The organism is Halomonas sp. M1, from assembly GCF_029581375.1.
Classification (GTDB): domain Bacteria; phylum Pseudomonadota; class Gammaproteobacteria; order Pseudomonadales; family Halomonadaceae; genus Vreelandella.
This window is the reverse complement of sequence record NZ_CP121119.1, coordinates 396,689-421,143: the sequence shown is the minus strand read 5'-3', so window position 1 is coordinate 421,143 and position 24,455 is coordinate 396,689. Positions and strand designations below refer to the sequence as shown.

Below are 24,455 nucleotides of genomic sequence, written 5' to 3'. Positions count from 1 at the left end.
CCAAAATATTAATACCTGATAGGAAAACTAAAGTGCATAAATTTATTTTACTTTTGATAGCCAGCATGCTTTTAGCCCTATCAGCATGCTCAGAAACATCGCGCCCCCTTACTCCCCCTGTCACTTTAGAAGGTGATATCTTTGGTACCTTTTATCAGGTAACAATTGCAGATTCACTTACAAAAGGGCAGGCAAGGACGCTTAAAGAGGGTCTAGAAAAAGAGCTTGATTATGTAGATATGGCAATGTCCATTTATCGCAGCGACTCAGAGCTGATCAAATTTAACAACACACCAGTAGGAGAGTGGTTCCAGTTATCTGAAGATCTCATGCATGTATTAAATGTAAGCCAAATGGTATCAGCTCATAGTAACGGTGCTTTTGACGTTACTATTGGTGGGCTCGTTAATCTATGGAGCTTTGGTTCTGAAAACAGGCCTCGTGAGGCGCCGGAAAGAGATATTATTGAGCAACGGTTATCTGAGGTCGGCTATAGGCATATTGAGCTAGATATAACTAACGGGCATGCAAGACGCCTGCAGGATGTCTTTGTTGACTTAGGTGGGGTTGCTAAAGGTTTTGGAACAGATCAAGTTGCTGCTTATTTGGATGAAGAAGGAATTAATAACTATCTAGTTAATCTTGGTGGAGACCTAACGGTAAAGGGTTATCGTGACAAAAACGAGCAACTTCCGTGGAGGATAGGCATTGAAGCACCGCTTGATGATCGCAGGCAGGCCCAGCATATCATACCGCTACTGAACACATCAGTCGCTACTTCTGGCGATTATCGCAATTACTTCGAAGAAGATGGCGTACGATATTCACATACGATTGACCCTCGCTCTGGCAAGCCTATACAACATTCACTTGCTTCAGTAACAGTTGCACATCCTGAAAATACAGTGGCAGATGCTTGGGCTACAGCTATGATGGTGCTAGGTGAAAAGGATGGTATGGAATTAGCACTTAGCCAAAACTTGGCTGTGCTCATGCTGGTTCGCGAGGATACTGGCTGGAGCAGTTATGCTAGCCCTGCTTTTGAGGAGATAGTTGGGGAGAATATTATTGCCGAACTTGAAATACCAATATTTCAGTAGTGTTCAATCACAGTCATTTTAGGCGCAAAGCCAATCAATTAGCTAGAGCAAATGAAACGACCAGCTGACTATCTCAAGTAAGGCAGCTGTTATCTAGGAAAGAGGCCGATGTTGCCTTGGAAATGGCAAGCAGTCAGAAACGTGCTATGAGAATGCACGACGGCCTATTCACGGCTGTCGTGCTCCCCGTAAGGTCTGCTTTGGGTCGCTACCAGCCAATAGCTAGAGTATTCATAATTCTTAGGAAGACAGTATCTTAATCTAGAGTGGTTGTCACCCTCCCCACGCACGAGCGTGGATCGATCAAGCTTTTGAGGGAATTGAGCTTTGGTGGCGAGTATCAAAAAACTAACGAAGAGAGAGCGTCCAAAGAAGTTTGGTTCTGTTCAGTGAAAGCCAATTGAAAGGTGTGGGTCAAAGTGTAGGTCAAAAACCTTCAAGCAACAAAAAAGCCGCTGAAATCAGCGGCTTATTCGTAATATATGGCGGAGGGACAGGGATTCGAACCCTGGATAGGCTATTCACCTATGCCGGTTTTCAAGACCGGTGCATTCAACCGCTCTGCCATCCCTCCGGCTTATGGGTGCGTATAATAACAGTATTTCCTTCGAAGTCAATGCCTTTAGGGTGAATTAGTACAATCTTAAACCTACCCGGGTAATACTGCCGCCTTCCATAGCACTGACGACCCAGTGAATGCCATGCCAATCTACGTCATCACCTACGACGGGGTGTCCACCCACTCGCAACGAGACAAATTCGGCCAGCGTCATATCCTGCTCCCCCGGGCTTAACGTTAAGCCGTAAGCCTGGGCAACATCCTGCATTTGAGCGCTGCCATCTAGGGTAAAGGTACCGAAGAAAGCGCGCTCTTGCTTAAGCTTAGCATCGCCATTAAACAGTCGATTCAGCGCTACCAGGTCTTCTGAACGCCCGATAACACAAATCACGTCATTGAGTTTGAGCCGCGTACTGCCTTTAGGGTGAAGCATGGCATGATCGCGAAACAGAGCAGAAATCAGAGCGCCGGACGGAAAGCGTAAAAGCCGAATCGGCACATCTTCTAAGTCTTGGTTTTCGACCACATAGACAAACATTTCAAAATCATTTTCCGGCAGTATGCCAAGCGGTCCACGGCGGTTGGGGGTAGTCCCTACGGGCACTTCTACCTTTAACCAACGCGCCATTAGCGTGAGTGAGCCGCCCTGAATGAGCAGCGACATTAACACCACTGCAAATGCCACATTAAAGTAGAGCGAGGCGTTTTCGACGCCGCCAATCACCGGAAAAATAGCCAATACGATAGGAACAGCCCCTCTCAATCCTACCCAGGCAATGAACCAGGTTTCTCGCCAACGAAATTTGAAAAAGGGCTTAATCGTAATCAGTACGGCCAAAGGGCGAGCAATAAAAATTAGCGCCAATGCGACTAAACTAGCAGGCAGTGCCACTTCCCAGAGCTCGCTTGGGGTAACCAACAGCCCCAGCACCAGGAAAAGGCCTATTTGGCTTAACCATGCCAAACCATCGTGCACAGGCAAAATAAAGTTGAGGTGGCGGCCTGGTTGGTTGCCAATCATCAAACCGGCTAAATAGATAGCTAAGAAACCGCTTCCACCTAGCACACTGGTTAAACCAAAGACACTAAACCCAAGCGCCAGCGCCAGCATCGCGTAAAGCCCTGGCGCAAGGTCAAGCCATCGCAAAAGCTTAGCGCTTAACCAGCCCCCTCCTATGCCGATTAACAAGCCAATACCGAACTGGGAAATAAAGAACAATAGTGTATCGAGCGAACCGCCAATATCGCCGACCAGTAACTCAACCAGCATCAACGTTAGAAAAATTGCCATCGGGTCGTTGGTGCCCGACTCAATTTCAAGGGTTGCACCCACCCGCTCATTCAAGTTAACACCACGGCCGCTTAGCATTGAGAAAACGGCTGCCGCATCGGTGGAGCCAACAATCGCCCCCACCAAAAGCCCTTGAATCAGCGTTAGATCAAACACCCACATGGCAATCAAACCAACAATGGCGCTAGTAATAAAAACGCCGAACGTTGCGAGAGAAAGCGCGGGCCTGAAGCCTACACGGAATGTTTTCAGGCGGGTGCGTAAACCACCATCTAACAAAATCATGGCCAGGGCCAAGTGGCCAATCGTAAAGGCCATTGAATAATCGTCGAACACGACGCCTAACACACCCTCCTCACCGGCCAACATGCCAAGCCCAAGGAAGATAAGCAGTAACGGGAGGCCAACCATTGATGAAAGGCGGCTCGCTAAAATGCTAAGCGCCATGAGCGAACCACCAACTAAAAAGAACGTATAAATTGCGTCCATGTGTCTCCGTCTCTACATCAATGCCGCTCTATTATTGCATGCCACCGTTGAATTTACTGTGACATATTACCGGGTTGATTCGCGATGGGGCTGGTCAGATGCTTAACCTCACGGCTACACTCCGCCGTCACGATGTCTGGAGTTATTGTTTATGTTGCAACATTTGCCTCACCGATGGTTAGTCGCGCTGGCACTCACACCGCTGGCATTAGTAATTTTATTATTATTTTCAGATTCAGTTGCTTACGCCAATGAAGCAAGCGTCGAAGAAGTTGAAGTGCTGCACCTTGAAAGCGAGGTAAAGGTTCCAGAAGCGTTATTGCAGTCTATGGCTGAGGAGAACGCCGACGAGGAGGTGCCAACAATGGCACTGACCCCACCGCCGCCGTTAGACCCTCCTCCTTTAAAGCAGCTTACGCTCATGCTGGACTGGTACTTGAGCCCTCAACATGCAGCCCTAATTATTGCCCAAGAGCGAGGCCTTTTTGCCGCACAGGGGCTTGAGATTGAACTACAATCCCCCGCAGACCCCACCATCGCGATTAAGCTGTTAGCTGCTGGCGACGTCGATCTTGCGCTAACTCGACAACCCTTGCTGCATTTGCATGCCCACGAAGGGTCGCCGATTATCCGTATTGGCACCCTTTTTGAAACACCACTGACCGCAGTTATTGTATCCGGGGCCCAACACCAGGGCGAGGATCCCCACATGCATCTTGCGGAACTACACTATGGCTTTTCTACCCGTGAAGGTCGTGATGCGGTACTACAACAATTACTGCCCCGCTCAGTCCAGCAAATAGATGATTTCATGCGGCCAGAGAGCGTCCGTTTTGGCACCACTACGGCACTACGAGAAGGAAGAGTGGATGCCATCGCGGATGGTTTCTTTCACTATTTACCCCCTCAGCTTGCAACAGAAGGCATTGCAACCCATGTCATCCAATACCACGATTTAGAAATACCCCGCCATGACGGGCTCATCATATTGGCCAATAGCGACACAGCTATTCGTCGCGCCCCCACGTGGTCTCGCTTTCTAATCGCGCTTGAAGAAGCCAGTTATTGGATTATCGAAAACCCTGATGCCGCCTGGTCTCTATTAGCCACAACCTATCCGGTCGTTGATAACACCATTAACGCCGCTGCCTGGGAAGATTTGCTCAGACGGATGACCTTGAGCCCAGCCGCCCTTGATACACGACGCTATGCGGCGTTTGAAAGTTTTTTACTGCAGGCTGAACTTATCGACGCAGTACTGCCCGTGTCACGCTTAGCGATTGACCCCCATTCAATGTAATTTAGTAAACTGAATTTTTTGTGCTGGAGCGATATGAGCGAAGCACCGTTAATTTTCATTGATGTAGAGACCACCGGCACACGAGCCACCCGTGACCGCATCACTGAAGTGGCAGCGTTGAAGGTAGTTGACGGCAGCATCACTGAGCGCTGGAGCAGCTTGATTAACCCTGGATGTAAAATTCCTGCGCACATCAGCCAACTGACAGGAATTAAGGACGGCATGCTCACTCATGCCCCCTCGTTTCAGCAGGTAGCAGCTGAGTTTCGCCAGTGGCTGGGGGATGGCCGTTTAGTCGCGCACAATGCACGCTTTGATTACAGCTTTCTGCGCAATGAATTTAAGCGTTCAGGCATCGACTTCCGCGCCACGTTAATCTGCACATTACGCGTTTCAAGACGCCTTGCCCCTCAGGCAGCTCAGCACAACCTCGCAGCACTTGTGGAGCGCTATGCAATAGCGGTAGACCGCCACCATCGGGCAGAAGACGACGCGTTAGCGCTATGGCAGCTGTGGCAAGCGTGGCAACGCCTCTATGACAAGGCTACCTGGCAGGCTGCCCTTAGCGATGAACAGCGCCACCGCAGCTTACCCGCCCATTTAGATAGCACACAGCTTGAAGGGTTACCCTCAACGCCTGGCGTCTATCTCTTTTACGGTCATAACCGACTACCCCTTTATGTTGGCAAAAGCATCAATTTACGCAGCCGCGTGCTGGGCCACTTTCAGCGCGATTACCAAGATGACAAAGAAATGCGCCTAGCCCAACAAATACAGCATGTTGAGTGGGAAGAGACGGCAGGCGACATGGGCGCCCAACTTCGAGAGGCTCAGCTGATTAAGCAACTGATGCCCATAATGAACCGACAACTTAGGCGCCAAGGAAAATTAAACACCTGGCACTGGCCAGCCAAGCAACACGCTCCCACTTTGATTAATGGCAGCGCCCTGGGGCAGCCCCAGTCAGGTAGCTTTTACGGACTTTTTCGCAGCGCCAAAGAAGCTAAAGACACACTGCGCTCTCTGAGTGAAACGCACCAGCTATGTCCACAGGTACTTGGCTTAGAAAAAGGTAAGGGCCGCTGCTTTGCCAACCAGCTGGGTAAATGCAAAGGTGCTTGCTGCGGTAAAGAAGGACTGAAAGAGCACACTCAACGTGCACAGGAAGCAATGGAAAAACTCCAGGTTGGCACTTGGCCATGGCCTGGCCGAATTGTGATCCGTGAGAAAGGCCAAAACACTCGGAGCAGTGCGTATCATGTGGTAGATCACTGGTGCTACCTAGGTCGCGCAGGAACGTTAACTGCGGCTAGAAAGCTTATCGCTTCAAACCCACAGTTTGATGCCGACACTTACCGTATCCTAAATCGATTCCTACGCAACCCAGAGCAACACTGTCTAAAAATCACCCAGCTTGAGAATCAGCCGGCCTCAATGCCTAAGACTGCGCCGCGATAAAAACCTCAACCGCTTGCTGAAATGCTTCAGGCTGATCAGCATGCAGCCAGTGGCCCGCTTCTTTGAGGGTTACCACTCTTGCCTTCGGTAGCATTTCCCGCAGTGCTGGCAGCATATCATCGCTGACGTAATGAGAATCAGCGCCACGCAGCACCAGCGTTGGGCCATCAAAAGCACCCTCGCCGTCTGGCACACCAATAATGGCTTCATAGCCCCGCTGAATCTCATCTAAACCAACACGCACACTCATACTTCCTTCATCGTTGCGCACTAGGTTCGTGGCAAGAAACAGCCGGGTAGGACGTGAATCAACGTGTTCGGCAAGCAACGCATCCGCTTCGCGACGGTTAGTAGGTTTCCCTGCTTTTACACGCTCAAGAGCAGCAAACACATCATCATGACCATGCTGATAAGCCACCGGTGCGATATCAGCCACCACCAAGGACGCGCAGCGCTCTGGTGCAACACGGGCTAACGTGATAGCGACTTTGCCGCCCATGGAGTGCCCAAGAACATGCGCACGCTCAATCGAAAGCTTGTCCAATACTGCCAGCACATCTTGGCTCATGGCTTTATAACTCATGCCCTCTACATGGGGTGAGCGGCCATGGTTACGCAGATCAACTGCAATTACACGGCGAGTCTGCTGCCACACTTTGAGATGAGAGCGCCAGTTATCAGCGCTGCCCAACAGGCCATGGATAACCACTAACGGAAGCTGGTCATGACTGCCTTGCTCGGCAGGCAGGTCAATGACATGAAGTTCAACGGCGGCAAGTTCGGTCATGCGGGCTCCTTAGCCATTATGCAGTTCGAGGGGGCGCATCTGTTTGGCCTGTCCACACCACCAAGTGACGGGTAAGCCAGGCTAACAATAAGCCGTAAAGTGGCAGGAAAAAGAGTAGGCTGATACCTAGCTTAATCACATAATCGACCACCGCAATCTCAACCCAATGATTAGCCATAAAGGGGTCTGGGCTGTTGTAAAAAGCCGCAAAGAAAAACGCGAAGGTATCGGCTAAGTTGCCTAATACCGTTGAGCATACTGGCGCTACCCACCACGCCCATTGGCGTAAACGATCAAACACCTGCACGTCTAGCAACTGCCCTATCACATAGGCCAGGAAGCTAGCCAGCGCGATACGTGCCACAAACAAATTCCACTCGCCCAAGGCTTCTAGTCCAGCAAAGCTGCCCCGTGGAAAAACAACCGATACCACATACGAGACTACCAACGCCGGAAACATAACACGCAGGACAATTGAACGTGCTGGCCTTTTACCAAATAACCGTACGGTTAAATCCGTCGCCAGAAAGATAAAGGGGAAACTGAATGCACCCCAGGTGGTATGAAAACCAAATAACGTAAACGGCAGCTGAACCAAGTAGTTACTTGCAGCAATAATGCCAATATGAAAAGCGATCATCACCACCAAGCAGCGGCGGTATTGGGTATCAGTTAATGCAAACATTCAGGATGGCCTTTTTTTAATCACATGAGGGGTTAGGGAACCCTCAAAAAAGCGTTTTAACGCTAACGGGCGCGCATTATACGCTTTCCGCTGGGCAATAAAAAAGCCGCTCGACGAATCGAGCGGCTTGGGCAGTCGCCGTGCCACAGTTTCACAACATTAAGCGTCCAACGGTGTAGCCTGTTCAGCAGCACCTACTGAACGTTCGCACATGGCGGTGTGCACATCACTTAGGCTGGTTGGATCATCGATTGTTGAAGGTATGCCAAACGACTTACCATCAGCAATATTGCGTAACAGCTTACGCAATATTTTCCCGGAACGCGTCTTAGGCAAACGGCTAACCACCAGCACTTGCTTAAAGCACGCAATCGGCCCAATACGCTCACGCACCAAGTTAATCAGATCGGCCTCGAGTTGCGCTTCATCGCCCTCAAAGCCATCTTTGGTAATCACCAAGCCAATCGGAAGCTGACCTTTCAAGTCATCGTGGATACCAATGACTGCGCATTCAGCAACGGCTGGGTGCCCGCCTACCACCTCTTCCATTTCACCCGTTGAGAGACGATGCCCAGCCACGTTAATAACATCGTCGGTTCTGCCCATGATGAACAAATAGCCATCTTCATCAAAATAGCCGCCATCACCGGTTAAGTAATAGCCAGGGAACGCCGCCATGTAGGCGCTATGGAACCGCTGTGGGTCGCGCCAAATACCGGTTAAGCACCCTGGCGGAAGCGGTTGCTTGATCACCACACTTCCCTGCTGCATGGGCGCTGCGGTTTCACCATCGCGATCTAAGATTTGCACATTAAACCCAGGCACAGGGTACGTCGCAGAACCTGCTTTGGTAGGTGTAGCCTCTATACCAGGTAAGTTAGCGGCAATGGGCCAACCTGTTTCGGTTTGCCACCAGTGATCGATCACTGGCACATCTAACAAATCATCTAACCAATGGAAAGTCGGTGGATCTAGCCGCTCGCCAGCAACGTACAGATGCTCAAGGCTACTGATATCGTAATTTTCCAGTAGCTTAGCGTCTGGATCCTCTTTTTTAATCGCCCGAAAGGCTGTTGGCGCGGTGAAGAAGCTCTTAACCTTATACTCTTGGATTAATCGCCAGAAGCTACCCGCATCCGGCGTTTTTACTGGCTTCCCTTCATAAATAATCGTCGTGCAGCCTCTCAGCAGCGGCGCATAAACAATATAGGAGTGCCCGACGACCCACCCGACATCCGAGGCGGTAAACATTACATCGCCCGGCTGCAGCGCATAAATCGCTTCCATGGAGTAGGCCAGTGCCACCGCATAGCCGCCAGTATCACGCACGACGCCTTTGGGCTTACCCGTCGTACCTGAGGTATAGAGCACATACAAGGGGTCAGTTGCCTTAACAGGCACACACTCAGCAAAGGGAGCGTCTGCTACTAGCGCTTGCCAGTCATGATCCCCCTGCGCTAAGTCGGCCTGAAGGGCATCACGCTGGAAGACCACACACGCTTCAGGCTTAAAGCTACTTTGGGCGATAGCCTGATCAATAATAGGTTTGTAAGGCAGCACCTTATCAACTTCGATTCCGCAAGAGGCCGCAATAACCACCTTTGGCTCTGCGTCTTCAATTCGAACGGCTAACTCATGGGGTGCAAAACCACCAAACACGACAGAGTGCACCGCGCCCAGCCGAGCACAGGCATACATGGCAATTAGTGCTTCAGGCACCATCGGCATGTAGATCACCACTCGGTCGCCTTTAGCCACCCCGAGCGTTGCAAGACCGCCTGCGAACTGGGCCACGCGGTCACGTAGCTCCTGGTAGGTAATAGTTTCCTTTGACTGAGTTACGGGGGAATCCCAATAAATAGCCGGCTGGCTACCGCGTCCTTGTTCCACATGATAGTCAATGGCGGCATAGCAAATATTCAACTCGCCATCGCCAAACCAGCGGGCATGCTGCTGATCATCATAGGAGAGCGTCTGAGTGGGAGGCGTGTACCATGGAAGCCTTTTAGCCTGTTCAGCCCAAAAGGTTTCGGGGTGCTCCACCGATTGCTGGAAGATGTTCTGATAGAGAGTCATAGTGGCCTTGCCTGGGCTTTGTCAACGAAATGGATCTGATTGTTGACACTTTATAAAGTTAATCGCTTGACCACCCTCATACTATGGGATAAATCGCGACCAAAGCCGCATAAGCCCACACAGATTGTCGACAAATCAAGAAGACACTACCATTGATTAACCGTTAAACCAGCTTTTGGACAAAACACGCTAAATTACTGATCATTGAATAAACAATTCTCGCGGTATGCTCCCGACGCGAAAATGCCTATAAAACCATAACAACGCTGTGTCATCAGTGTAGGCAAGGAGAAACTCATGTCTGCTTCCCCAAGCGCCGCCTCACGCCTCTTAGAGCATAACGGCCATGCCATTGAGGCAGGTACTAATTTGCTTAAAGCCCTTGCCAATGAAAAGCGTCTGCAAATCCTTTGCTTATTAGCGGAAACAGAGCTGTCGGTAACCCAAATTAATCAGCAACTTGCTCTTAGCCAGTCGGCACTCTCACAACACCTTGCAATCTTGCGGCGCGACCAGTTGGTTAACACCCGCAGGGAGTCCCAAACCATTTATTATTCACTTAAAAGTGATAGCGCCAAGGCCATTATTGACACCTTGGCGCACCACTACGCAGCGTAACTCTATGGCGCCTTAAACCGTGGTTGAAGCAGGCTTAGGTGGGCGCCTCCTAACGACGCTGCCACCCCGCAGAGTCAATTAGCCCTAGCGCTTTGACGGCGGCTTGCTCTACTCCGACTGAAACCGCCAAGCCGATTTTACGACTAATCGTTTTGGGTGGTTCAAGCTTAACGTGATAAACCTCTGCTTCGGCCATACGCTCAACTAGGTAAGCCTCGCTAGTACCAACGCTATCCACTAGCTGCTGCTCAAGGGCCTCGCTCCCGTACCAGATTTCACCCGTCGCTAGCTTGTCGATATCCATAGCAGGACGATGCTGGGAGACGAAGTTTTTAAACAGCTGGTGAGTGTTTTCCAGATCATCAATAAACTTCTCGCGCCCCTCTTGGGTATTTTCTCCCAGGACGGTCAAGGTGCGCTTATATTTACCAGCGGTCAGCAGTTCCACATCAATATCGTGGCGCTTAAGCAGCCGGTGAATATTGGGCACCTGCGCAACAACGCCAATAGAGCCAATGACTGCAAAGGGGGCTGCTTTAATGTGATTAGCGGTACAGGCCATCATGTAGCCACCACTAGCAGCCACTTTATCGATACACACAGTAGTCGTTAGACCCGCCACCCGTAGCCTGTCTAATTGAGCCGCTGCAAGCCCATAGCCGTGAACCAAACCACCTGCGGACTCAAGGCGCACAATCACTTCATCTTCTGCCGTTGCGACCTCGATAATCGCTGAAACTTCTTGAGCGAACTGCTCAGTTTGCGACGCTTTCAAGTCCCCATGAAAATCCAGAACCCACACTTTCGGTGAATGCTGTTGCTCGCTTTTACCGCTTTTTGCCGCTTTATGTCGCGCTTTCTCCTCTTGGCGAAACGCTTTGATGAGCTTTTTACGCGCCCCATGCTCTGTGGTGGTCACACGTAAGCGACGCCCTCGGGAGCGACGCTGATCATTTAACGACTCAACGTTCAGCTTAAGGCTGCCATCGTCAGATTCCTTGCTGCGCATGATCAGCACCAGAACGAACCCAATTAGCGCTATCACAATGACCGCCTGAACCAGGAAGGTGCCTATCTCTACTACCCACTCACTCATATGCTGCTCCCAATACTGTGTTTAAACGCTTAAAAGCTTTACCGTGCCCACCCTTAGGCCTAAGAACGTATTGCACTCAGCCTACGGCGCTTGATTAAAACAATTGTTTGAAATAATCTCATGGTCAACGTGCTGATTCACCAACAATCTTGGACAGCAACCCATAACTCACCCATAAGCCATTAGGAATTTTACTATGTCATCGAATACCCTTGAAAAGTTGCAAGCCCGCTTCAACCCAGAAGCTGCCAAAGGCATGGACGAAGTGTTTCAGTTTCATTTCACTGATGCGGGAAGCCACTATTTGAATATTCAAGACGGCACCTTAGATGCCCAAGAAGGTGAGCACGACGACCCTTCTGTCAGCCTAACCATGAGCACTGACACCCTAAAAGGCATCATGAGTGGCGATGTAAACGGCATGACGGCTTTCATGACCGGCAAGCTGAAAGCGACCGGTAATGTCATGCTCGCCACTAAACTCACAACGCTGTTCCCCAGCAAGTAATCCGTACACCGCCCTAAAACATCGTCTTCGGTGGGCGTTAATCGGCCAAAGTGATTAACGCCAACGGGCCAAGTGAGTTTCAACGAGCTCACGGGAAATAGAGTAAGGCGGCGGCAGCGCAGGTAGCTGACGCGGCGAGAACCACGCGGCATCGCTAATTTCCACGCCATCAATGCGAATACGCCGCGTGGTCGCTTCAGCAAAAAAGCCAAACATCAACGAATGCGGAAACGGCCACGCCTGGCTCTGGTGGTAACGGAGCTTATCTACGTGGACACCAACCTCTTCGAATATCTCTCGATGCACAGCCTCTTCAGCAGACTCGCCAGGCTCAATAAATCCCGCAAGCGTTGAATAGCGGCCAGGAGGAAAGCGCGGGCTACGCGCCAACAACATCGCTTCGCCGCTGGTCACTAGGGTAATAATACACGGTGAAATACGTGGATAATTGCGGTGCCCACAGGCGTGACAATGCATAGCAAACTCGGCTTCAAGTTTGGTGGCCTTCTCGCCACAGCGCCCGCAAAACCGATGGTTTTCAAGCCAAGCACCCACCTGTAACGCAGTAGAAAGCAAGCTGAACCATGAAGCTGCCAACTGCCCTAGCCATTGCCGGCCGTCAATCCAGTCTTCGCCCGGCGTGCGCTCAACCAGCAGCGCAACAGGCTCATCGTGCCAATAGCACAGCGGCTGCATCTGCTCACTCCAAGGCTGGAGGGGCTGAAGCGGGGTTAGCTCACCGTCGAGCAGTGCAGGGGCAATACGGCTGCGGGATACACGAATCACGCGGCCTTCACGGGCATGGTGGGGTATTTCACGTTTAAGCATCGGCTTGAGTTTCCTCAAACCAGCGCAGGTGATGAGTTTCACACTTAGCCTGGTGGGCTGCCTGCTCGTCAGCACTCGGGCGAATCACCCGTAGCTGACCAGGGGTAAGTGAAAGCCGCTTAACCGCTAGACCTTCAGTTGCCTGCTGCTGTTGCTGTTTATTTGATGAGGTATCAGCATCCAGGATGAGCGCTGTTTGGCCGCCGGTCATGGCCAAATACACTTCGGCGAGAATTTCGGCATCTAACAGTGCACCGTGGAGCACCCGGTGGCCGTTGTCGATATCGTAGCGCTTACACAGCGCATCCAGATTATTGCGCTGGCCAGGATGCTTCTCGCGCGCCATCACCAGCGTATCCAAAATACGGCAATGTTCCCGAACAGGACCCAGCACTGGCGCTTTATGACGCTGACTGAGCATCGTCAATTCATGGTCGATAAACCCAACATCGAAGGGCGCGTTATGAATAACCAGCTCGGCCCCATCGATAAATGCCCAGAAAGCCTCGGCGATTTCTGCAAATACTGGCTCATTAGCAACTTTGGCGTCATCAATGCCGTGAACAGCGACAACTTCAGCGTCAATATGCCGTTCGGGATTGATGTATTGATGGTAAGTGCGGCCAGTAAAGCGCCGGTTGATCATTTCAACAGCACCAATTTCTACCAAACGATGGCCATCTTTTGGATCAATGCCCGTTGTTTCAGTATCTAAGATTACTTGGCGCATGCGGCTCTCCTTTGGTGCTCATCAATTGCTTCGTTGGCCAAGGCATCTGCACGTTCGTTACCGGGATGACCGCTATGCCCTTTCACCCAGTGCCACTCCACCTTGTGCCGCTGAGTTTCTTCGTGAAGGGTTTTCCAAAGTTCAGCGTTTTTTACCGGTTGCTTGGCGGCGGTTTTCCAGCCTCGCTTAATCCAGTTATGTATCCACTGAGTAATGCCCTGACGCACGTATTGAGAATCCGTCCAAAGCGCCACTTCACAGGATTTGTTAAGGGTACGCAGCGCCATAATAGCGGCCATTAACTCCATACGATTATTTGTCGTCTCGGCTTCGTAGCCTTTGAGCGTCTTCTCGTGCTGACCACTAGAGAGCACCACTCCCCAACCACCTGGGCCAGGATTTCCTCGGCACGCCCCGTCGGTATAAACCGTCACCTGAGGCAGCCCCTCGGCTACTTGCTTACTCACGCTCTCTATCCTTATTTTGACGACGTTGATCTGATGCCTGATAGCGCGCCGAAGCGCCGGTTCGTGTCGCACCTAACGTGGAGGATGAAACGGGGGCGCTTAGGCCAAACTTAACTCGCTCGATAGGCGCATGGCGCTGGCGCCGCTGCGCTTGAATCATGTAGCTTTCACCAAGGGGAAGATTATGTCTTCGCCCCCAAGCCTCCCAATGTTCGCCGCACTTGGCGTTCACTAGGCCTCGAAAGCAGCAATAGTCTACGCGCTCCACCTCAAAGTCGACAAACGCCAGCCAGTCTCGCAGCCGATTCGCGGTGCGCCACTGCCCATTCCACGGAAACTGAGGCTGCTTTTTACGCCAGCGCTGAGCGACCCCGCTGAGGCTAACAGGGTTAAAGCCAAACAGTACTAATACACCGTTATCAGCCGTCACTCTCGCTGCCTCTTGAAGGGTGTAGTGAGCATCAGGTAGATGCTCCAGCCAATGATGTACCACCACGGTATCTAAACAGCGGTCTGGCAGCGCCAGTTGGCCTGGCGGGCACACCAGCGTAGAGGGCGACTCTGCCAGGGCGCGGGTAGGCGCCCAGCGCATCATGTGGGGAATCGCTGACATGGTCATTAATGCCGGCCCCATACTCATCTCTAAGCTATGCCCCCCCTTGCGCCCTTCAACAACCGGGCCTAAGCAAGCGCGCTGCACATCCCATAGTGAACGGCCAGCTTCGGTTTGCCAGTACGCCTGACTTTGAGCCATCCGCTTAGCGAGCATCGGTGCCATTGACGAATTTGACATGAACAGCGCTTCCCTCCACAGTAGCTATCTTTTAGCGACATTGGCGCCGGTCTTGCGCGCGTCAAATAAACGGTCTAACAGTTGCTCAGCACAGCATAGTTATGTGCAGTTAGTGTGCAGATTACTAGCACCAATTTATTACTACTTATTCGTTATTCGAACTTCAAAGGATCTCGCCCATGATGAGCGTGACACCGATTCCCGCCCTTAGCGATAACTATATTTGGCTATTGAGACAAGATACCAGTCAAAGCGTTTGCGTAGTGGATCCTGGTGAAGCGGCGCCGGTTATCGAGATTCTGGAGCGAGACTCTCTAAAACTAGACACCATATTAATTACCCACCATCACCACGATCATACCGGTGGGCTGAATGAACTGATTAAACGCTACTCGCCCCGTGTTATCGGTCCTGCTAACTCATCCATCGAAGGTATTGATGTAGCAGTAGGTGAAGGCGACGAAGTAAGAGTCATGGGGCGGCTGTTTGAAGTAATTACGACACCGGGTCACACCCTGGACCACATCAGCTACTTTACACCGGGCATTCCTGCTTTACTGTTCTGCGGCGACACGCTGTTTTGTGCAGGATGCGGCCGCCTTTTTGAGGGTTCACCTGAGCAAATGTTCGCATCGCTGAAAAAGATTACGGAACTCCCTGAGGATACACTGGTCTTTGCAGCCCATGAATATACGCAAGCAAATCTAACGTTTGCACGTGCTGCAGACCCTGACAATAAAGACGTTGAATACGCCTTGCAGGAGTGTGAAAAGGCGCGGGCACTCGACCGGCCCACCTTACCCAGCACGATAGGACGCGAGCTGAAAATTAACCCCTACCTGCGTGTGAGCACCGACAGCGTTCGCCAAGCGGCAGGAACACAGGGTTCTAATGATGACGATCTCGCCACATTCACCACTCTTCGCGAGTGGAAGAACCGTTTTTAAGAAAACTATCGTAAAGAAACGTACCGACTATGACTTATCGAACGATTCGCCAGCGCCTGCTGTTAAGCGCGGGTAGCACCGTAATAATGGGCTTTTTTATGGCAGCGGCAGCAAATTCACAGGCCTCTGCTACCGATTACACAAGCACTTACAGGTCCGCTACGCCGGGTGAATCTTCTACCGCCTCGCCGGCAACAGCCACCCCGGATACCACAGTGCAGCCTGCAACTGCCCAGGCCACGCCGCAGCCTTCCACTTTTCATACCCATTTCTGGGATGCCTTGGTATTAGAACCAAAGGATGCGTGGAGTTCGTTACGCGCAAACTTTCAATGGCAAGAAAAGCAGCTATCTACCGAGGCTCAAGCCAGAGTCGATAAGTGGATTGAGCATTATCAGGCAAGCCCGCAAAATATTGTGGCCATCACTGAGCGAGCTACGCCCTGGCTAGCGTGGATCAATCAGCAGGTTAAAGAGCGTGGCTTGCCGGGTGAAATTGCCCTTATTCCTTTTGTCGAAAGCTCCTTTGACCCGAATGCACGTAGCCACCGAGGAGCTGCCGGGCTATGGCAATTTATGCCGCGCACGGGCGATGCGCTCGGTTTAGTGCGCAACGGTAACTACGACGGTCGGCTGGATGTCGTCACTTCCACCGAAGCAGCACTGGATTACCTAGAAATGCAGGCCGATGAGTGGTACCAAGGTGATTTGATGCTATCGCTGGCGGCCTATAATGCGGGCGCAGGCACGGTTAATCGCGCTCAACGGCAAGCGCAGGGCCAAGGGTTACCAGGCGAGTACTGGGATCTTGCCCTCCCCAATGAAACCATGCAGTACGTCCCCAAGCTTAAAGCCATCGCCACCATTATCAATGACCCTGAATTTTATGGCATCAGCCTGCCGGAAATTCACTCCGACCCCGCCTTTGCCAAGGTGCAGTTAGAGCAGCCGGTCAGTCTTGCTCAAGCATCGCGGTTATTAGATGTCAGCCAATCCGCGCTGGCCGAGCTAAACCCTGGTCTGCTGAATGGCAGTATCGATTTGCATAGTGCACAAACGTTATTAGTGCCCGAAGAAGTCGATACACAGGTATTAGCTCAGCTTTCGCAATCAGGCAGCAGCGAGCTTGCCACAACGGCGACCCCAGATGTGCACCGCGTTGAAAATGGTGACAACCTGTCAGCCATTGCGGCACGCTATAATCTTAATCAGCAGGATCTAATCAGATGGAATGCACTAACCCGACCTGAATCCATTCAGCCAGGGCAACTACTTAGCCTCTCAGGGCGTTAAAGCTGGGTATCCAATGGCTGTGTTCACAAAGGATGTCACTCATGTCACGCAGTGTGTTGTTTGCCAAAGCAATGATGCTAGCCAGCTGCTTTATGCTCAGCATGCCACTCATTGCCTCGGAACGTGAGGCGAATACCGGCACACCGCCACTTGTGGTAAATGAGTACGCCTCTACCCCTATTGAAACCAAGCACGGGCTGTCTCTTTACGACAGCCCCGAGCTGCCAGTGGACTTCGCCTACTTTCCTCACGTCAATCCGTCGGCGCCCAAAGGCGGCACTATCACCCATACCGCCGTAGGCGGCAGCTTTGACTCGACCAACCCCTTTATTATTCGCGGCACCCCGGCCACGGGAATTTCAAACATCTACGATACGTTGATGGCCAGCAACCCTGGCGAACCCTTTAGCCTGTATGGGTTATTGGCAAAAGGCGTTCGCTTAGACCCTAACCGAGAGTGGATTGAGTTTGACCTTCGTTCTGAGGCACGTTTTCAAGATGGCGAGCCGGTTACAGCCTATGACGTGGTCTTCTCGTTCAACCTATTACGCGATGAAGGTAACCCTTTTTATGCTAGTTATTACGCGGGGGTAGAGCGCGTCATCGCCCAAAGCGAGCACCAGGTGCGCTTTGAGTTTAACGATACTGAATCACGTGAACTGCCGTTAATTGTGGCGCAACTCCCCATCTTGCCCCGTCACTACTGGGAGCCGCGGGATTTCACCGCGCCTACCCTTGCTGCCCACCCCGGCTCTGGCCCTTACCGTATTAGTAACGTAGATCCTGGTCGACGCATCGTGTTTCAGCGAGACGAAAACTATTGGGGTAAAGACCTACCGGTTAATGTCGGCCGCTACAACATTGACCAAATTGTGTATGAGTACTACCGAGACCGTGATATTGCTTGGGAAGCTTTTAAAGCAGGTTTGACAGATTTTCGCGTTGATGCTCGGGCGGCCACCTGGGCCATCGGCTATGATTTCCCTGCTTATCGCGATGGATTGGTGAAACGCATTACCGTGCCCGATGTAAATCCTTCGATGATGCAGGCGTTTGTGTTCAACCTGCGTAAAGAGAAATTCCAAGATCCACGCGTGCGTGAAGCGTTGAGCCTGGCCTTCGATTTTCCGTGGCTCAATACCAATATTTTTTACGACACTTACCAGCGCACTGAAAGCTTCTTCCAAAACTCTGAAATGGAGGCTGTCGGGCCACCCTCAGAGGAAGAGCTGGCATTGTTAGCGCCATTTCGAGACGAGCTACTCGCCTCTCACCAGTCTGAAAGACTGTTTACCGACCCACTGCCTGTTGCCCACCCCACTGAGCTACGTGAGCGTTTGAGGCTAGCCTTGGACTTATTACGTGAAGCGGGATATGACGTCGTTGATGGCGTGCTCGTTAATAATGACACCGGTCGCCCGTTAAGCTTAGAAGTGCTGCTTTATGATTCTGGTTTGGAGCGGGTGGTACAACCCATGCTTCGCAATATGGCGCGCCTAGGTGTTCAAACATCGCTGCGTATAGTGGATATTAACCAATTCCTTAATCGTCAACGCAGCTACGATTACGACATGGTGATCAGCCACTTTCCACAGTCAAACAACCCTGGTAACGAACAGCGCGATTACTGGACAAGTGCCGCCGCAGAAGCACCCCAGAGCCGTAACCGTATGGCATTAGCGCACCCTGCCGTTGATGCACTGGTTGAACAGCTCATCCGCGCAGAGGATCGTGAATCACTCGACACCGTTGCCCACGCCCTTGACCGAGTACTTCGCTGGGGATTTTACGTGATCCCCCATTACCACTCGGGGGAAACCCGTATTGCCGTGTGGGATAAATTTGGTTATCCAGAGCCCTTCCCTGAATATGCCATGGATTTAGATGCCTGGTGGGTGGATACCGACCGCGAGGCAGAACTGCAGCGCCGTCATCGACGCCGCTGAACCTGTTTAAGGAGTATTCCGTGGCACGCTATACCCTGCGTCGTTTGCTACTGATGATACCGACCCTGTTCGGCATCATGTTGCTCAACTTTATGATTGTCCAAGCAGCCCCCGGCGGCCCCATCGACCAGATGCTGGCACGCTTTGAGGGTGCTGATGCCATGGCCAGCACACGCTTGGACATGGGCGGTGCCGATGTCCAAGTAAGCGATGATTCCCGTGGTGCGCGGGGTATCGATCCACGTTTTATAGAGCAGCTGGAGCAGCAGTTTGGCTTTGATAAGCCCGCCCATGAACGTTTCATCGGCATGATGGTGGACTACCTTACCTTCGACTTCGGCACTAGCTTCTTTCGCGACCGACCGGTGATCGAGCTAATGATTGAGCGCCTGCCGGTGTCCATCTCGCTAGGGCTTTGGACGACGTTACTGGTTTACTTAATTTCGATCCCGCTTGGTATTCGTAAAGCCCTTCGGCATGGTTCGCGCTTTGACGTGTGGACCTCAGGGCTTGTGGTAGTGGGGTACGCTATCCCAGGATTTTTATTCGCTATTTTGCTGATTGTGCTGTTCGCAGGGGGCACCTACCTGGACTGGTTCCCGCTGCGTGGCTTAACCTCGCCCGATTTTGCCGACCTATCACCCTGGGGCAAAGTAAAAGACTATTTCTGGCACATCACGCTTCCCGTTACGGCTGCCGCCATTGGTAGCTTTGCGACATTAACCATGCTAACCAAAAACAGCTTCTTGGACGAAATTCACAAGCAGTATGTACTCACTGCCCGCGCCAAAGGCGCTGATGAGCATCGTATTCTTTACGGCCACGTATTCCGTAACGCGATGCTGATTATTATTGCTGGCCTGCCGGCCGCCATGATCGGTATTTTCTTTACCGGCGCACTGCTCATTGAGGTTATTTTCTCGCTGGATGGGCTGGGCTTGTTGGGCTTTGAGGCCGTTATGCAACGGGACTACCCCGTTATCTTTGGCACGCTGTTTCTGTATACCGTCATCGGCCTGATACTGAAGCTAATATCCGATTTAACCTATGTGTGGGTCGACCCGCGCATCGACTTTGCCTCAAGGGAGTCGTGAAGATGGGCTTTATCTCCTCTCGGCTATCGCCTATCACCTTGCGCCGTTTAGCGGCTTTCAAAGCCAACCGACGCGCACGCGTTTCGCTATGGTTATTTGGCGTGCTGTTTATTCTCAGCCTGTTCGCAGAACTCATTGCCAACGACAAACCTATCGTGATGAAGTACGACGGCCAATGGTATATACCGCTGCTCGTCGCCTATCCAGAAACAGAGTTCGGCGGTTTTTTACCCACACGAACCGACTACCTAGACCCCTTCATTCAGCAGCAAATTAACGAAAACGGCTGGGCTCTTTGGCCCCTTATCCCGTTCTCCTACCAAACGCTAGACATGCAGATGACCCAACCCTCCCCTGCACCGCCCGATGGCCGCCACTGGCTGGGCACCGACGACCAGGGGCGCGATGTGTTAGCACGTGTCATTTACGGGTTTCGGTTATCGGTGGTCTTTGCCTTAGTGCTCACCGCAGGCTCACTGGTTCTGGGTGTGCTGGTAGGGGGCATTCAGGGTTACTTCGGCGGCAAGGTGGATTTAATTGGGCAACGCATGACAGAAATATGGTCGGGGCTGCCGGTGCTTTTTTTACTGATTATTCTTGCAAGCTTTGTGCAGCCCGGTTTTTGGTGGCTACTGGGCATTATGCTGATGTTTTCGTGGCTGGGGCTGGTGGATATCGTACGCGCTGAGTTTTTGCGCGCCCGAAACCTGGAATACGTGCGCGCCGCAAAGGCGATGGGCCTGCCCTCTCGGCTAATTATGTGGCGGCATGTGCTACCTAACGCGATGGTGGCTACCCTTACCTTTATTCCCTTCTTATTCACTGGCGCTATCGGGACACTCACCGCTCTCGACTTTTTGGGGTTCGGCCTGCCCCCTGGGGCTCCTTCCCTCGGGGAGCTGGCGGCACAAGGCAAAAACAACCTACACGCCCCTTGGCTAGGCATTACTGCCTTTATGACGTTAGCCTTTATGCTCTCGTTGCTGGTATTCATTGGCGAAGGCCTAAGGGATGCCTTCGACCCACGCCATGTGAAGCAGCACCCATCATCCGCCCAGGAAACCCAGCATGCCTAATCAGGTAAACACCGCTAAGCCGCTACTACGCTTAAACGAGTTTTCGGTTTCCTTCGATGGCAACGTGGTTGTCGATTCCCTTTCGCTCACTGTGAACGCGGGTGAAACGCTGGCCATTGTGGGTGAATCGGGCTCAGGCAAGTCGGTTTCTGCATTGGGTGCCATTAATTTATTACCCAGCAACGCCACTGTTCATGGTGGGCGGTGGCTAGAGGACATCGACTTAAATCAACTAACTGGCCGGGATTGGAACGGGGTGCGGGGAAACCGAGTTGGCTTTATTTTTCAAGAGCCCATGACCTCGCTTAACCCCTTGCACCGCATTGGAAAGCAGATCGGTGAAACCTTGCGGCTGCACCAAGGGCTTAGCGGCCAAGCAGCTCGCATGCGCGCCAAATCGCTACTAGAGCAGGTCAAACTACCCCGCTCGGAAGAGTTGCTTGATGCATGGCCTCATCAACTTTCCGGTGGCCAGCGTCAGCGGGTGATGATTGCCATGGCAATTGCCAACAATCCAACGCTGTTAATAGCCGATGAACCCACTACCGCCCTCGACGTCACCGTACAGCAGGAAATTCTAGCCCTGCTCAAAGAACTGCGTGACCAACATGGCATGGGTGTGCTGTTTATCAGCCACGATTTGAATCTCGTACGCCGCCACGCGGACAGGGTTTGCGTCATGTATCAAGGTAAGCTGCAGGAAGCCGGTAGCGTTACCGAGGTATTTAACAATCCGCAAAGCGACTACACAAAAGCGCTGATTACCGCGGAGCCCGAAGGCCGGCCAGCAGCACCGACCGATACCACACCGCTATTAACCACGCACCAGCTTAGCGTTAGTTTTAAGCGGCCTAAAACGGGGCTTTTTCAGCGCCAGCCACCCGCTTTTGAAGCCCTAAAAGCGACAGATTTAACTATTGCCCCTGGTGAAACCCTGGGCATTGTCGGGGAATCTGGCTCTGGCAAGACCACCCTTGCCTCGGCGATCATGCGTTTGGTGACTAGCCAAGGTGACGTCTCATTGGGCGATGCCACGCTAAGCCAACTCTCCGGCGATGCGCTAAGGCGCCAGCGTCATCGTTTACAAATGGTGTTTCAAGACCCTTACGGCGCACTTTCCCCGCGCATGTCCGTGTTTGATATTGTTAGCGAAGGTGTGCGGTTTCATTACCCTACTCTGTCGACCACAGAAGTCACCGAGCGGGTGCACCGAACGCTACGCGAAGTGGGCCTAACGGAAAGCTGTGCTGCGCGGTACCCTCACGAGTTTTCCGGCGGACAGCGACAGCGCATTGCCGTGGCGCGCGCCATCATTTTAGAACCAGAGTTGCTGGTATTGGATGAGCCAACCTCAGCGCTAGACCGTACCGTGCAGAAGCAGCTAGTGACGCTACTTCGCGAACTTCAGGCACGCCGCCAGCTAAGCTACCTGTTTATCAGCCACGACCTCGCCGTGGTTCGCGCCATGGCACACCGGATCATGGTGCTCAAGGATGGTGTCGTGGTTGAACAAGGGAACTGCCTTGAAGTACTTGCTACCCCTAAGCACGCTTATACCAAAGCGCTTATAGAAGCCGCCCATCTAAGCTAGCGTCTGCTTAACGCTCAGTTTTGGCGCTACTTGCTAACAGATGAACAGCCTGTATAGCTCAACACAAGATAACGGTATAAAAATGCTCATTGCTATTAAAACGCCCCACTGCAAAGCCATGCCAATGGGGCGCCAGAAAACTTTCATCCATATAGGGCTAGAAACTAGCAATCTCTTCGGGAGTAAGCACTCGCCATTCACCCGGCGCTAAGTCATCCGGCAGTACCACGTCGCCAATCGAACGTCGGTGCAGCGTGGTCACGTGATTACCTAAAGCAGCAAACATTCGTTTTACTTGGTGATAGCGCCCTTCGGTTATCGTCAGTTCAGCTTGTTGTGGCGTAATAAAGCGCAGCGTGGCGGGCTGAGTGGGGGTCTCTTCACCGTCTAGCATGATCCCTTCGGCCACCTGCTTCACCGCCCACTGAGCCGACTCATCCTCAAATGGCTCAGCCAAATCAGCAATATACACCTTCGCACAGCGATGGCGCGGAGAAGTCACCCGGTGGGACCACTGCCCATCGTCAGTCAACAATAACAGGCCGGTGGTGTCGACATCTAGCCGCCCTACCGGCTGTAGCCGCTCCACTTTCGGCAGGTCAATCAAGTCAATTACCCGTGGATAGAGCCCACGCCGAGCGGTGCACTCGACGTCCACCGGTTTATGCATCATCAGGTAACGCAGCCCGACTAATACCAGCGTTTCACCGTTGAGTTTTACTTCATCGTGGGCAGTATCTATCTGGGTCGCTGATTGCTTGATGAGTTCACCATTTAAGGTAACTTCTTCATTTTTCAGCGCCCGCTTGGCTAAGCTGCGGGTTAATGGAGTTGTTTCACTCAAGAAGCGATCAAGGCGCATTATTGACCCACTCCTGGCAGTAATGAAAAGCGGTCGGCATCTTGCCAAGCAGGAAATTTTTCACGAAAAGCATCTAGGTCCGTTTTATCTAGCGTCCCCGTTTCAATAAACGGAGCATTTGCGGGTTGGTCGATCAGCGGTTCCCCTTTGAAATCGACCAGCATGGAATCACCACTGTAGGCGAGTCCTTTAGCATCTTGACCCACTCGATTAACACCTACCACGTAGGCAAGGTTTTCAACCGCGCGAGCTTGAAGCAATGTACGCCAGGGTTGGCGCCTCGGGGCAGGCCAGTTGGCGACACACAGCAGCGCATCATACTCGAAATGCTCATCGTCTGCTGGCTGCTGACGCATCCAAACGGGAAAGCGTAGGTCGTAGCAAACGCTCAGTAGTAGCTTGAAGCCCTTTAATTCAACTAGCTGACGCTGCTTACCCATATCATAACGCTCGTGCTCACCTGCCATACGGAATAGGTGGCGTTTGTCATAATAGCGAAGGCTGCCCTCCGGCGTCGCCCAGACCATTCGATTGTAGTACTCGCCCTGGTCAACAATAGCGACGCTGCCGGTCATGACGCAGCCCCTCGCTTTGGCTTGGTTTTGAAGCCAAGAAACGCTCTGGCTCTCCTCCATTGGCTGGGCCATTTCCCGAGAGTTCATAGTGAAGCCCGTGGCAAACATTTCGGGCAACACAACAAGGTCGGTATCACGACTGTCCAGTTCCCCCAGCAACTTTTCAAGGTGTGTGTGATTTGCCTCGGGGTTTTCCCAGCGTAAATCACACTGTACTAGGCTCGTTCTCAGCTGACTCATGCCACCTCTCCTTTCGTCAGTGTCTTCTCTTATTGTGTGCTAGATTA

General features: G+C 52.1%; 22 protein-coding genes and 1 tRNA gene. 11 read left to right on the top strand and 12 right to left on the bottom strand.

The annotated features are described in order from the left end of the window. Nucleotides 1-32: 32 nt before the first annotated feature. Nucleotides 33-1,100: an FAD:protein FMN transferase gene (locus P8S54_RS01890; RefSeq protein WP_281442991.1), complete on the top strand. Its 1,068-nt coding sequence runs from the start codon at nt 33-35 to the stop codon at nt 1,098-1,100. 483 nt (nt 1,101-1,583) lie between these two features. Here P8S54_RS01890 and P8S54_RS01885 read toward each other — a convergent pair. Beyond that, a tRNA-Ser gene (locus P8S54_RS01885) sits at nt 1,584-1,674 on the bottom strand. Nucleotides 1,675-1,732: 58 nt separating this feature from the next. Continuing rightward, a complete protein-coding gene (locus tag P8S54_RS01880) occupies nt 1,733-3,439 on the bottom strand; it encodes a potassium/proton antiporter (RefSeq protein ID WP_105208884.1) in 1,707 nt (568 codons plus the stop codon). Nucleotides 3,440-3,590: 151 nt separating this feature from the next. Here P8S54_RS01880 and P8S54_RS01875 point away from each other — a divergent pair, with 151 nt between their 5' ends. Both P8S54_RS01875 and P8S54_RS01870 read left to right on the top strand, forming a co-directional pair. Further along, nucleotides 3,591-4,739, top strand: coding sequence for an ABC transporter substrate-binding protein (locus P8S54_RS01875; RefSeq protein ID WP_281442990.1), 1,149 nt, complete (start codon nt 3,591-3,593; stop codon nt 4,737-4,739). Between the two features lie 33 nt (nt 4,740-4,772). Continuing rightward, nucleotides 4,773-6,197, top strand: coding sequence for a 3'-5' exonuclease family protein (locus P8S54_RS01870; protein ID WP_281442989.1), 1,425 nt, complete (start codon nt 4,773-4,775; stop codon nt 6,195-6,197). On the opposite strand, the gene P8S54_RS01865 is transcribed toward P8S54_RS01870, so the two are convergent. The 3 genes from P8S54_RS01865 to P8S54_RS01855 form a co-directional block, all read right to left on the bottom strand. After that, the gene (locus P8S54_RS01865) at nt 6,178-6,984 is read right to left on the bottom strand and encodes an alpha/beta fold hydrolase (protein WP_281442988.1); all 807 of its coding nucleotides are present in this window, start codon (nt 6,982-6,984) and stop codon (nt 6,178-6,180) included. The two genes, P8S54_RS01870 and P8S54_RS01865, sit on opposite strands and share 20 nt — an antisense overlap. 16 nt (nt 6,985-7,000) lie before the next feature. Continuing rightward, nucleotides 7,001-7,669, bottom strand: coding sequence for a 7-cyano-7-deazaguanine/7-aminomethyl-7-deazaguanine transporter (locus tag P8S54_RS01860; protein ID WP_009097465.1), 669 nt, complete (start codon nt 7,667-7,669; stop codon nt 7,001-7,003). Nucleotides 7,670-7,828: 159 nt separating this feature from the next. Then, a complete protein-coding gene (locus tag P8S54_RS01855) occupies nt 7,829-9,745 on the bottom strand; it encodes a propionyl-CoA synthetase (RefSeq protein WP_281442987.1) in 1,917 nt (638 codons plus the stop codon). 297 nt (nt 9,746-10,042) lie between these two features. Here P8S54_RS01855 and P8S54_RS01850 point away from each other — a divergent pair, with 297 nt between their 5' ends. Continuing rightward, entirely contained in the window at nt 10,043-10,363 is a 321-nt protein-coding gene (locus tag P8S54_RS01850; RefSeq protein ID WP_009097469.1) for a metalloregulator ArsR/SmtB family transcription factor, read from the top strand. Between the two features lie 49 nt (nt 10,364-10,412). Here the strand turns inward: P8S54_RS01850 and sohB are convergent, their stop codons facing one another. Then, nucleotides 10,413-11,459, bottom strand: a complete 1,047-nt coding sequence (gene sohB / locus P8S54_RS01845) for a protease SohB (RefSeq protein ID WP_281442986.1) — start codon at nt 11,457-11,459, stop codon at nt 10,413-10,415. A 196-nt stretch (nt 11,460-11,655) separates the two neighbouring features. Between sohB and P8S54_RS01840 the strand changes: the two genes are divergently transcribed. After that, entirely contained in the window at nt 11,656-11,967 is a 312-nt protein-coding gene (locus tag P8S54_RS01840; protein ID WP_281442985.1) for an SCP2 sterol-binding domain-containing protein, read from the top strand. Nucleotides 11,968-12,021: 54 nt separating this feature from the next. Here P8S54_RS01840 and nudC read toward each other — a convergent pair whose 3' ends face one another. From nudC to P8S54_RS01820, 4 genes are read right to left on the bottom strand one after another with little or no spacing between them, the layout of a single operon-like run. Next, nucleotides 12,022-12,795 carry an NAD(+) diphosphatase gene (nudC, locus tag P8S54_RS01835; protein WP_281442984.1) on the bottom strand — a complete coding sequence of 258 codons (774 nt, stop codon included), beginning with the start codon at nt 12,793-12,795 and terminating at the stop codon, nt 12,022-12,024. Beyond that, nucleotides 12,788-13,525 (bottom strand): DNA polymerase III subunit epsilon, encoded by a 738-nt coding sequence (dnaQ, locus tag P8S54_RS01830; protein ID WP_009097480.1) that lies wholly within the window; start codon nt 13,523-13,525, stop codon nt 12,788-12,790. The genes nudC and dnaQ overlap by 8 nt, the downstream gene beginning before the upstream one ends. Continuing rightward, on the bottom strand, nt 13,513-13,992 hold the full coding sequence (gene rnhA / locus P8S54_RS01825; RefSeq protein ID WP_281442983.1) for a ribonuclease HI: 480 nt from the start codon (nt 13,990-13,992) through the stop codon (nt 13,513-13,515). The genes dnaQ and rnhA overlap by 13 nt, the downstream gene beginning before the upstream one ends. Continuing rightward, nucleotides 13,985-14,785 carry a methyltransferase domain-containing protein gene (locus tag P8S54_RS01820; RefSeq protein WP_281442982.1) on the bottom strand — a complete coding sequence of 267 codons (801 nt, stop codon included), beginning with the start codon at nt 14,783-14,785 and terminating at the stop codon, nt 13,985-13,987. The genes rnhA and P8S54_RS01820 overlap by 8 nt, the downstream gene beginning before the upstream one ends. A gap of 179 nt (nt 14,786-14,964) precedes the next feature. On the opposite strand from P8S54_RS01820, the gene gloB reads away from it, so the two are divergent. The 6 genes from gloB to P8S54_RS01790 are packed head-to-tail and all read left to right on the top strand — an operon-like array spanning nt 14,965 to nt 22,731. After that, nucleotides 14,965-15,732, top strand: coding sequence for a hydroxyacylglutathione hydrolase (gene gloB / locus P8S54_RS01815; RefSeq protein WP_281442981.1), 768 nt, complete (start codon nt 14,965-14,967; stop codon nt 15,730-15,732). 29 nt (nt 15,733-15,761) lie between these two features. After that, on the top strand, nt 15,762-17,024 hold the full coding sequence (locus tag P8S54_RS01810) for a transglycosylase SLT domain-containing protein (protein WP_281442980.1): 1,263 nt from the start codon (nt 15,762-15,764) through the stop codon (nt 17,022-17,024). A 41-nt stretch (nt 17,025-17,065) separates the two neighbouring features. Then, nucleotides 17,066-18,970 (top strand): extracellular solute-binding protein, encoded by a 1,905-nt coding sequence (locus P8S54_RS01805; RefSeq protein WP_281442979.1) that lies wholly within the window; start codon nt 17,066-17,068, stop codon nt 18,968-18,970. Between the two features lie 20 nt (nt 18,971-18,990). Continuing rightward, complete coding sequence (locus tag P8S54_RS01800; RefSeq protein WP_009097492.1) at nt 18,991-20,064, top strand: microcin C ABC transporter permease YejB; 1,074 nt, start codon at nt 18,991-18,993, stop codon at nt 20,062-20,064. A gap of 2 nt (nt 20,065-20,066) precedes the next feature. Next, complete coding sequence (locus tag P8S54_RS01795; protein WP_281442978.1) at nt 20,067-21,140, top strand: ABC transporter permease; 1,074 nt, start codon at nt 20,067-20,069, stop codon at nt 21,138-21,140. Continuing rightward, on the top strand, nt 21,133-22,731 hold the full coding sequence (locus P8S54_RS01790; protein ID WP_281442977.1) for a dipeptide ABC transporter ATP-binding protein: 1,599 nt from the start codon (nt 21,133-21,135) through the stop codon (nt 22,729-22,731). Before P8S54_RS01795 ends, P8S54_RS01790 begins: the two co-directional genes overlap by 8 nt. A gap of 157 nt (nt 22,732-22,888) precedes the next feature. Here P8S54_RS01790 and P8S54_RS01785 read toward each other — a convergent pair whose 3' ends face one another. Next, a complete protein-coding gene (locus P8S54_RS01785; protein ID WP_281442976.1) occupies nt 22,889-23,593 on the bottom strand; it encodes a pseudouridine synthase in 705 nt (234 codons plus the stop codon). Then, a complete protein-coding gene (locus P8S54_RS01780) occupies nt 23,593-24,408 on the bottom strand; it encodes an amidohydrolase (protein ID WP_009097501.1) in 816 nt (271 codons plus the stop codon). The genes P8S54_RS01785 and P8S54_RS01780 overlap by 1 nt, the downstream gene beginning before the upstream one ends. Between the last annotated feature and the right edge of the window lie 47 nt (nt 24,409-24,455).

Bases quoted from the DNA above. Each gene is read 5' to 3' on its own strand.
- P8S54_RS01880 (WP_105208884.1), bottom strand. From the start codon at position 3,439: ATGGACGCAATTTATACGTTCTTTTTAGTTGGTGGTTCGCTCATGGCG.
- P8S54_RS01875 (WP_281442990.1), top strand. From the start codon at position 3,591: ATGTTGCAACATTTGCCTCACCGATGGTTAGTCGCGCTGGCACTCACA.
- P8S54_RS01870 (WP_281442989.1), top strand. From the start codon at position 4,773: ATGAGCGAAGCACCGTTAATTTTCATTGATGTAGAGACCACCGGCACA.
- P8S54_RS01865 (WP_281442988.1), bottom strand. From the start codon at position 6,984: ATGACCGAACTTGCCGCCGTTGAACTTCATGTCATTGACCTGCCTGCC.
- P8S54_RS01860 (WP_009097465.1), bottom strand. From the start codon at position 7,669: ATGTTTGCATTAACTGATACCCAATACCGCCGCTGCTTGGTGGTGATG.
- P8S54_RS01855 (WP_281442987.1), bottom strand. From the start codon at position 9,745: ATGACTCTCTATCAGAACATCTTCCAGCAATCGGTGGAGCACCCCGAA.
- P8S54_RS01850 (WP_009097469.1), top strand. From the start codon at position 10,043: ATGTCTGCTTCCCCAAGCGCCGCCTCACGCCTCTTAGAGCATAACGGC.
- sohB (WP_281442986.1), bottom strand. From the start codon at position 11,459: ATGAGTGAGTGGGTAGTAGAGATAGGCACCTTCCTGGTTCAGGCGGTC.
- P8S54_RS01840 (WP_281442985.1), top strand. From the start codon at position 11,656: ATGTCATCGAATACCCTTGAAAAGTTGCAAGCCCGCTTCAACCCAGAA.
- nudC (WP_281442984.1), bottom strand. From the start codon at position 12,795: ATGCTTAAACGTGAAATACCCCACCATGCCCGTGAAGGCCGCGTGATT.
- dnaQ (WP_009097480.1), bottom strand. From the start codon at position 13,525: ATGCGCCAAGTAATCTTAGATACTGAAACAACGGGCATTGATCCAAAA.
- P8S54_RS01820 (WP_281442982.1), bottom strand. From the start codon at position 14,785: ATGTCAAATTCGTCAATGGCACCGATGCTCGCTAAGCGGATGGCTCAA.
- gloB (WP_281442981.1), top strand. From the start codon at position 14,965: ATGATGAGCGTGACACCGATTCCCGCCCTTAGCGATAACTATATTTGG.
- P8S54_RS01810 (WP_281442980.1), top strand. From the start codon at position 15,762: ATGACTTATCGAACGATTCGCCAGCGCCTGCTGTTAAGCGCGGGTAGC.
- P8S54_RS01805 (WP_281442979.1), top strand. From the start codon at position 17,066: ATGTCACGCAGTGTGTTGTTTGCCAAAGCAATGATGCTAGCCAGCTGC.
- P8S54_RS01795 (WP_281442978.1), top strand. From the start codon at position 20,067: ATGGGCTTTATCTCCTCTCGGCTATCGCCTATCACCTTGCGCCGTTTA.
- P8S54_RS01790 (WP_281442977.1), top strand. From the start codon at position 21,133: ATGCCTAATCAGGTAAACACCGCTAAGCCGCTACTACGCTTAAACGAG.
- P8S54_RS01785 (WP_281442976.1), bottom strand. From the start codon at position 23,593: ATGCGCCTTGATCGCTTCTTGAGTGAAACAACTCCATTAACCCGCAGC.
- P8S54_RS01780 (WP_009097501.1), bottom strand. From the start codon at position 24,408: ATGAGTCAGCTGAGAACGAGCCTAGTACAGTGTGATTTACGCTGGGAA.